Source organism: Aerococcus sp. HMSC10H05 (assembly GCF_001806975.1).
GTDB classification, from domain to species: Bacteria; Bacillota; Bacilli; order Lactobacillales; family Aerococcaceae; genus Aerococcus; species Aerococcus viridans_B.
This window is the reverse complement of the sequence record NZ_KV786963.1, coordinates 1-8798: the sequence shown is the minus strand read 5'-3', so window position 1 is coordinate 8798 and position 8798 is coordinate 1. Positions and strand designations below refer to the sequence as shown.

12 protein-coding genes are annotated in these 8798 nt (G+C 31.4%); 7 read left to right on the top strand and 5 right to left on the bottom strand.

Annotation, left to right across the window (positions count from 1 at the left end):
- Nucleotides 1-195: 195 nt before the first annotated feature.
- From HMPREF3116_RS09335 to HMPREF3116_RS02545, 5 genes are all read right to left on the bottom strand, one after another.
- On the bottom strand, nucleotides 196-330 hold the full coding sequence (locus tag HMPREF3116_RS09335; RefSeq protein ID WP_168125763.1) for an IS3 family transposase: 135 nt from the start codon (nucleotides 328-330) through the stop codon (nucleotides 196-198).
- Nucleotides 302-1000 carry an IS3 family transposase gene (locus HMPREF3116_RS08865; protein ID WP_246819027.1) on the bottom strand — a complete coding sequence of 233 codons (699 nt, stop codon included), beginning with the start codon at nucleotides 998-1000 and terminating at the stop codon, nucleotides 302-304. Before HMPREF3116_RS08865 ends, HMPREF3116_RS09335 begins: the two co-directional genes overlap by 29 nt.
- Nucleotides 997-1749, bottom strand: a complete 753-nt coding sequence (locus HMPREF3116_RS02555) for a helix-turn-helix domain-containing protein (RefSeq protein WP_070467579.1) — start codon at nucleotides 1747-1749, stop codon at nucleotides 997-999. Before HMPREF3116_RS02555 ends, HMPREF3116_RS08865 begins: the two co-directional genes overlap by 4 nt.
- An 87-nt stretch (nucleotides 1750-1836) precedes the next feature.
- Nucleotides 1837-2808: a 1-phosphofructokinase family hexose kinase gene (locus HMPREF3116_RS02550; RefSeq protein WP_070467577.1), complete on the bottom strand. Its 972-nt coding sequence runs from the start codon at nucleotides 2806-2808 to the stop codon at nucleotides 1837-1839.
- 2 nt (nucleotides 2809-2810) lie between these two features.
- Entirely contained in the window at nucleotides 2811-3560 is a 750-nt protein-coding gene (locus HMPREF3116_RS02545) for a DeoR/GlpR family DNA-binding transcription regulator (RefSeq protein ID WP_070467575.1), read from the bottom strand.
- Nucleotides 3561-3693: 133 nt separating this feature from the next.
- On the opposite strand from HMPREF3116_RS02545, the gene HMPREF3116_RS02540 reads away from it, so the two are divergent.
- The 7 genes from HMPREF3116_RS02540 (at nucleotide 3694) to HMPREF3116_RS02510 (ending at nucleotide 8444) form a co-directional block, all read left to right on the top strand.
- On the top strand, nucleotides 3694-4158 hold the full coding sequence (locus HMPREF3116_RS02540) for a PTS sugar transporter subunit IIA (protein WP_070467574.1): 465 nt from the start codon (nucleotides 3694-3696) through the stop codon (nucleotides 4156-4158).
- 19 nt (nucleotides 4159-4177) lie between these two features.
- The gene (locus tag HMPREF3116_RS02535; protein ID WP_070467571.1) at nucleotides 4178-4486 is read left to right on the top strand and encodes a PTS sugar transporter subunit IIB; all 309 of its coding nucleotides are present in this window, start codon (nucleotides 4178-4180) and stop codon (nucleotides 4484-4486) included.
- A gap of 23 nt (nucleotides 4487-4509) precedes the next feature.
- Complete coding sequence (locus tag HMPREF3116_RS02530; RefSeq protein WP_070467568.1) at nucleotides 4510-5877, top strand: PTS galactitol transporter subunit IIC; 1368 nt, start codon at nucleotides 4510-4512, stop codon at nucleotides 5875-5877.
- Nucleotides 5870-6109, top strand: coding sequence for a hypothetical protein (locus tag HMPREF3116_RS02525; RefSeq protein WP_070467565.1), 240 nt, complete (start codon nucleotides 5870-5872; stop codon nucleotides 6107-6109). Before HMPREF3116_RS02530 ends, HMPREF3116_RS02525 begins: the two co-directional genes overlap by 8 nt.
- Nucleotides 6110-6112: 3 nt before the next feature.
- Entirely contained in the window at nucleotides 6113-6862 is a 750-nt protein-coding gene (locus HMPREF3116_RS02520) for a class II aldolase/adducin family protein (RefSeq protein WP_070467562.1), read from the top strand.
- 67 nt (nucleotides 6863-6929) lie between these two features.
- Nucleotides 6930-7730, top strand: coding sequence for a Cof-type HAD-IIB family hydrolase (locus HMPREF3116_RS02515; RefSeq protein WP_070467559.1), 801 nt, complete (start codon nucleotides 6930-6932; stop codon nucleotides 7728-7730).
- Nucleotides 7731-8444: an HAD family hydrolase gene (locus tag HMPREF3116_RS02510; protein ID WP_070467556.1), complete on the top strand. Its 714-nt coding sequence runs from the start codon at nucleotides 7731-7733 to the stop codon at nucleotides 8442-8444.
- Nucleotides 8445-8798 lie beyond the last annotated feature (354 nt).

Below are 8798 nucleotides of genomic sequence, written 5' to 3'. Positions count from 1 at the left end.
TTTGGTCACCAACACTATTTGTCACAGAACCTTTTTAATTACAAAATACAAATAATTTTTTACAGTTAGCTATTTTTTGTCTCTTTGCCTTAGGATATATAATCGGGATTCATCCCGATTATATATCCTAAGGCAAAAGTGTCATCACTTAACGAACTGCAACAACTTTAGTCATTTTAAAATCTAATAAAGTATCTATTTAGTATTCACTGGTATCTTTAACCCCATAGACAAAGAAACTCGTTTTGAGTTATAGAATTCAATGTAAGTATTAATAGCATCCTCTAGGTCTTCAAAAGTTTCAAAGTGCTTTTCTTCTATAACATTCATCCTTAAGGATGCCCCAGAAACTTTCCATAGGCCCATTATCAATGCAATAACCTGGTCTTGACATACTTTGAATAACTTTATTTCTTTCCACATATTCTTTAAACCAATGCGAAGTATATTGGTAACCACGATCACTATGAATTAATGTCTTATGTGGTAATAGTTGATCTTCAATTTGATTAAATGTTTCGACTACAAGATGATTGTTATTGGATGTACCTAATTTCCAGGCAATAATCTTCTTTTCACCATAATCAAGAACTGCACTTAAGTAGGCCTTAGAATGGTTACCGTATTTTAATTCTGTTACATCAGTTAACAATACTTCTTTAGCTTTATAAGCTTTTTTAAATTCCCGGTTTAATACATTTTCAGCAATATTTTTTGGCTTATGAGGTTTATAGCGATATCGTTTCTTTCGAATAACTGATTTAATGCCTAGATGAGACATAACTCTATATACACACTTATGATTCGCCTTCTCCTCACAAAAGTGATTCATATAGATAGTCATTCTCCTATATCCGTAGATACCATCAACTTCTTCATTCACATCAATAATTGTCTGAATAATATTATTGATACGAATTTCTTCAGCCGTTGGCTTTCGTTTTAACCACTTATAGTATCCAGCACGACTAACGCCTAATACTTGACAAAGTAACGTTATTTTAAATCCTTTTTCTTTGAGGTAAGAAATGGTTTGAAATTCCGCTTCATATCGTGTTCTTTTAATATCGACCTTCTTTCTATCTCGTCGAGTTTTTTTAATACAGCATTCTCTGTTGTAAGATACTCATTTTTAGCCTTTAGAGCGGCAATTTCTGTTCGTAACTGTTCCGTTTCAGTTTGAATTGTAGATGGTTTTCTGCGACCACGCCCGTCAATAAGACCATCAGGTCCATGCATTTTATACTTTTGTACCCATGAGTAAACATTATTGTAAGATACCTGGTATTTCTCAGCTGTTTGCGTATATGATAAGCTATTAACTAAACAATCTTTAACTATTTCTAGTCGCTCTGAAGTCGTTGTTTTTCTAGATTTCATATTGTACACCTCAGGTTTCGCACTATATTTTTTATTTTCTTTACCCTCAGTATACTTCATTATCCAATAACTTACAGTTGATACAGCAGGCACATTAAATCTTAAAGCCAAATCTCGAAGAGATCCTTCATTATTAAGATAAGCCTCCACCACTTTTAGTTTAAGTTCTTCAGAGTATGAATTATTATATTTTCTAGATTGTAAGGCTGCTAAACCATACTTTCGATATTTATTAACATATTGATAGAATATGGTGTTATGCATCGATAACCCATACTTTTCTACCAGAGTTGTAAAACTTATGCCATCTTCAATAAATATTAGAATATAATTTTCTAAAATAACAGCAGAATATATTTTTCTGGTCATAAATAAACTCCCCCTAAAGTAGACTTATTTTATTAAGTGTCTACTTTAGGGGGAGCATATCATACGTATGATACTAGGAGAATATGTTTATTTTTTTATTTCTTCTGAAACAAGTGTAACATCAATTTGTTCAAACAGATTTTCGACATTATCTAGGGATAACACACCGACACCTTCTTCTAAAGTATTTGCCATTCCGCAGGCCATAGCATACCTAATGATATCTTTGTCATTATAATTTCGTGCAATTGCTGATGCAACACCTGCTACGGTTGAATCACCTGATCCAGTTGGATTAACAACCTTAATACTAGGGATACTTACTTCATAGATATTCCCACTGAATTTAGCAATTGCTCCATTCCCACCTAAAGAAACAAGTATATTAGGGATTTTAGATTTAGTTTCTGTCAGTTTACTAATTATCGATTCTTTTGAAATTTCTTCAGAATTCATATTGAATAATTCTGCAAACTCTACTTCATTTGGTTTGATAAAATCAGGTGAATAAACAGAATTATTTACAATATTATTTAGAGATTTTTTACTTTGATCCATAATAATAACTAATTTTCTTGAAACATTCTCTCGTAATGCAGTAAGAAGACTTACGTAATAGAAATCATTGTCATTATTTATGGACCCATTCACTGTGACAATATTAATACGTTCTTCGCCATTAACTATATTAATAATATCATCAATAATCTCGTTCGATTCTAATTTAGATATTTTGGGTCCATTTTCAACAATTTCCGTCTGGATTCCACCATTATGCATGATCGTATAGGAATTTCTAGAATTTTCAGATATTTTTTTTGAAATTAAGGGCATATTTTCATTCTCTAAATATTTTCGAATAGCATTTCCATTTTCTCCACCAAGAACCGTATAAGCCAAAACATCCGCTTTTAAATACATTAATGCCCGTGTACAGTTAATACCTTTACCACCTGGCATTTTGACAGGTAGATTTGTTCTATTATTTGCACCTAAAACAAAATCATCAACGGAATAGATAAAATCCATGGAAGGATTTAAAGTAATCGTTAAAATCATTATCATTTCTCCTTTGTAGTTATGATTTTTCCAAATTTAGAATACTTATTTAATACATCATCTGAAATATTATTATCAGAAATAATGCCTGTTACTTCATCTAATGTAGCAAAGGTAAAAATATCTGACTTATTGAATTTAGAGTTATCCGCAACAACATACGTTTTTTTAGAACAATTGATTATTTGATGTTGTATACGACCAAGTGATGGATAAGAAGTAGTGATATTTCTGTCATGGATACCATTCGTAGAAATAAATGCAACATCTACGTTATATAAATCAAATATCTCCTCAGCGTGAGTACCAACAAATTCACCAGTAAGACTGAAATATTCGCCACCAGTAAGCACAATGTTACTGTAACCATTTTCAACTAAATAATTAAAAGATAATAAACTATTCGTTAAAATACATTTATAGTTCTGGGTAATTGAAGGCAAGGCATAATAAAGCGTTGTACCAGCACCAATAAAAATAACATCCCCAGGGCTTATAACAGAATTAATAATGCCACCTAGATACATTTTTTCTTTAATATTTTTTGGCATCTTCTGATCTGTAGAAAGAATATCTTGAATTTTTTTAGCACCACCATGTTCTTTTACTAATATTTTTTTTTCATCTAATTCTTTCAAATCTCTTCTAACAGTCATTTCTGATACACTGAGTAGTTTTGCTAATTCCTGTACAGATAGATAGCCAGAATCTTCTATTAAAGAAGTAATTTTTTTGTGACGATTACGCTTCATATATATTCTCCTTTAGGTCGTGTTCGTTTTCTAACATCATTCTACCACATAAAGAACATTAAACAAACATTTATTGTTGACTTTCAAACACTAAGTTGTATAATAAAGTTAAATAAATTTTGGAGGTGTTGATGTGTTATATAGTAATTTGTTACAGGAAGATTTAATCAACTTGAATATGAAAGCGAATTCAAAAGAAGGGTTATTTGTAGAAATTGCAAATGACTTATATGAGAAAGGATATGTGAATAAAGGATATTTAGATGCACTTACAGAAAGAGAAGAAAATTTCCCTACAGGGTTGGAAACAAAATTTTTAAGTATAGCGTTGCCGCACGCTGATCCAGAATTTATTGAAAAACCCTTCGTATATATTGTAAAAAATAATAAAAAACTAGATTTTTTACAAATGGGTGACAACAAAGATTTATCAGTAGATTCATTTTTATTTTTAGGTATTAATGAACCCGATAAGCAAGTAGGTTTGTTAGCAAAACTTATGGAATTATTTATGGATGAATATTTTGTAAGCGAATTCAATTCTATAAGTTCTAGCAATAATATGTATTCATTATTAAAAGATAAATTTGAAAATTAATTATTAGGAGGAATTTAAAATGGCAAACAAAAAAAGATTAATCGTAGCATGTGGTAGTGGGGTAGCGACAAGTACAACAATTGCGGAAAAAATCAAAAGTAAATTTGAAGAAGACAATGTAAATTACCCAGTTGAAGCTGTTGATTATAAATCAATTTCAAATGAGTTACCAAGTTCATCTATTTATGTGTTTATCGCTAAACCTGATCAAGAAGTTCTTGATCAAGCGGAATCATTAGGAGTAAAGGTTTTTCCCGGTATCCCATTTTTAACAGGTGTTGGTGTAGATGATATTTACAATCAAATTATTGAAGCAACTAATGAATAATAAAAAATGGGAGTGAATAAAATATGGAAATATTTCAAAATATTATTCAATGGGTCTTAGATTTAGGATCAGCTGTTTTTGTCCCTATAATTATTTTTATTCTAGGACTAATTGCTAGAATGCCTGTGAAAAAAGCTTTCACTTCAGCACTTACATTAGGGATAGCATTCACGGGTATGAACTTAATTATTGGATTTATGTCTGATGCTGTTGCTCCTGCATCAGAAGCAATGGCATTAAATACTGGTATTTCCTTACCAGCAATTGATTTAGGTTGGACAGGAGCTGCTTCAATCACCTGGTCATGGGTATATGCTTTTGTATTCTTTGCAATTCAAATAGGTGTAAATATAGTTTTACTTCTACTAAATTGGACTAAAACGCTAAATGTTGATATGTGGAATGTATGGGGTAAAGCCTTAACTGCATATTTGGTCTACTTCGTGAGTGGAAAACTTTGGGCAGGTTTTTTAGTTGCAATTGTTCAAATCGTCCTAGAACTTAAACTAGGAGATATGTTCCAAAGACATATTGAAGATTTAACAGGTATCCCTTTAGTTACTGTTACACACCCAATGAATTTATCTACAGTATTAATGTTACCAGTTAATAAATTAATGGATTATATCCCATTCTTAAATAAAAAATCAGATACTGATGCTTTACGTAAGAAAATTGGCATTTTCTCTGAAAACTCGGTCATGGGATTCATAATTGGACTTTTACTCGGTTTTGCAGGTGCGTATACAGTTTCTGGTTCACTGAACTTGGCTATTCAAGTAGCAACCGCTATGGCATTGTTCCCAACTGTTAGTAAATTGTTCATGCAATCGCTTTCGCCACTGGCAGATGCTATGTCAGAATTTATGAAATCTAAATTTAAAGATCGTGAAGTATATATTGGTATGGATTGGCCTATTCTTGCAGGTAGATCTGAAATTTGGGTAACGCTTATTTTAATTGTTCCAATTTTTATCGGTTTTTCTCTATTCCTACCAGGTAATACAGTTCTACCCATTGCTGGTGTATTAAATTACTCTATTGCAGTAGGTGGTCTATTACTGACAGGTGGTAACCTTTATAGAATGCTTGTTTTAGGTGTTATTTTCTCTCCGCTATACCTGTATAGTGCGACTTATTTAGCACCAATTCTAACAGATTTAGCTACAATAACAGGTTCAGTTGACGTTCCGGAAGGCAGATTAATTACATGGTCTTCTATGGAATTACCTGAATTAAGGATATTAGGTGCTGAAGCGTTCAACGGTCAATGGTGGGCAATTATTGGATTGGTACTTTTCGTTGGGTTGTTTGTTTGGTTAGGTAAGGAAATGAATAAATCGAAGTTACCATCTAAAAGATACGAAACGGAAGTTGTAAATAATGACTAAGATAAAATGGTATTTGATTCTTTTTATAGCACTAGCTTGTTTTATATTCGGGCTAAATACAGGTGAATTAACCTTTAATATTATAGCTATTATATTAGGGTTTATCGTTTATAGATACGGAAGTGGTTCTATCTTGACTGAATATTATAGTAGAAAAGAAGAACAAAATATAAAACATAAACAATTCCAAAAAGCTTTAGCAAATGGCAAATCATCAAAGGAAGGTAGATAAAAAATGGCAAAAGGTAGAATTTTATTTCAAGAGCAAAGAGAAGCTTTAGCAAAAGCAGTATATTTAACTTTCCATAGAAAAAATACGAATGCTGCAGGTGGTAATTTTTCTTTTAAACATACGGATACAGATGGAAAAGAATATATCATTATGACGCCAAGTATGATGTCTGAAACGTTTTATGGTGATATTTCACCAGCACAAGTATTAGTAGTAGATCCAAATACAGAAGAAATTGTTGCAGGAGAGGGTAGTTTAACGAGAGAAATTAACATGCATATGGCTTGTTATCATACCAATTCAGAAATTAGATCTGTATTCCACGCACATGCACCAAATTCAATGTTTTGGGCAACTAGTCATTTGGATATGCCAAATCTAACTGAATCAACTCAAAAAGTAAAACATATTAAAGTATTAGATTTTGAACCAAATACAACACCTGAACTAGCGCATATTGTAAAAACAGAGTTAGAAAAAGGGATTGAACTTCCTAAAGAATACTTACTTGATAGTCACGGTGTCTTAATCTTAACACCAGGAAATGACGGAATTGAAGCTTTAAATAAAGCACTACAAATTTTGGATATTGTTGAATGGAATGCAGAAATTGCATACAAACAAACTGTTTTCCAAAAATTAGGGATTCTAGACGGTTATTATTCAAAAGGATATAAAATTGGTACTGTAGATGACTTGATTGATGGAAAACCTATTTGGAATCAAGGTAATCCCGATGATGGTTTAGAATAAAATAATATTATAGTCGAACAAAAGGGCGGTGACATAACAGTCATAGCCCTTTTTGAAAGGAGAAAATATGAAACTAATCGCTATTGATATGGACGACACACTTCTAAATAATCAAAATATAGTTACACCGGTTCAAAATGACTTTCTTATTCATCTTATTCGTGAAAAGGGGATTAAAATTGTTATTTCGACAGGACGTTTAGTTGATGGGATCAAAAACCTGCTATCCCCAGAATTGTATGAGTTAGTTTACGTTATCGCACTAAATGGCTCATTAATTTTGAATAATGATAAAACCATCATTAAAAGTGACCAGATAACGAATAAACTATTTAAGGAATTGTTAACCCAATTTGAAGACTACAAATTAGATATGTCAATTTTAGATGAGTTTAACTATTATAGATTTTCGCCACAGAATAATGATTTTATGGATCATGAGGAAAAGTTAAACAAAACAACCATTAGATATTTAGATATTGAGGAATATAAAAATACCAATATTCTTAAATCTTTACTTTTCTATCATCCTACTGAACGGAAAAAGATTGAAAAGAAAGTTTTGGAATCTACCATACCAGGACTAAGACCAATATTTACTCAACCCTATTTAGTTGAATTTTTACCTATTGATACGAATAAAGGTACTGCGCTTGAATATTTATCCAATTATTTAGATATAGATATGAAAGATACGGTTGCAATAGGTGACGGTACAAATGATATTGAATTAATGGAAAGGGCAGGTCATGCAATTGCAATGGGAAATGCAATTGAAGAAGTTAAAAATATATCTGACTTTGTGACATTACCAAATAATAAAGACGGTGTTAAAGTGGGAATAGAACGATTATTAAGAGGTGATTGAATGAATATTAAAGCTATAGGATTTGACTTAGATGATACACTATATGATCGATTTGATATATATAGAAATGTTTTTAATTTAATAGAGGAAAGGTACTGTGCTTTAAATATCACGTTCGATGATTTTAACATGGAATTACAAAGAATTTCGATAGAAGAATATTCTTTGTTCTCAAGAGGTTATAAAGATAAACAAACGTATAAAATTGATAGGGTAAAAAGGACGTATAGCTATTTTGGAAGATCAATATCTAATAATTTAGCTAAACTTTTTGACGTTCTATACCGGTTCTTTCGGAATAAAATAATGACTAGAGAGAAAGTAAATGAAGTGTTATGTAGGCTAAAAAATGAAACAAATTTAACAATATTCATTTTAACAAACGGTCCAACAGTAGATCAAAGAGATAAAATTGAAGTACTTCAAATAGAACAATATTTTCCAAAGGATAAAGTATTTATATCCGAATCTGTAGGCTGGTCTAAACCATCTCGTGAAATTTTTAAATATGTTGAAGATAAATTAAGCATCAGTAACGAGGAAATTTTGTACATCGGGGATCACTATCATAATGATATCCAAGCGGGTAAAAATTGTGGTTGGCATACTGTTTTTTTTAATTTTGAAAATACTAACCAACCGTTAGCTGCAGACTATGCCGTTCACGATTTTTCCGAATTTGAGAAACTGCTAGAAAAATTAAATATATTGTAGAGCTAGAATTTTCCACCAACACTATTTATCATAAAATCTTTATTCGCTCGGATGATTAAATGAAAAGCACAGAAATGTGCTTTTTTTCGTAAAAACTATGTAGAGAAAACGAACAAAAAGGTATATACCACTAATGTGAAATATTTCACTTGTAAAACAACTCATCCACCAATTACAATTTAACCATACCTAGATTTATTTGCATCCAGTTTATACTAGGTATGTAGTTTATTATTAGGATGCATAAAAAGAGGTTAGCTAGTTCCATATAGCTAACCATAAATACTTTTTGTCTCAGCTCTCTAAGCGTGCACTTAGAGAGCTTTTTGGTGCGCCCGGCATGGGCGCTAACTT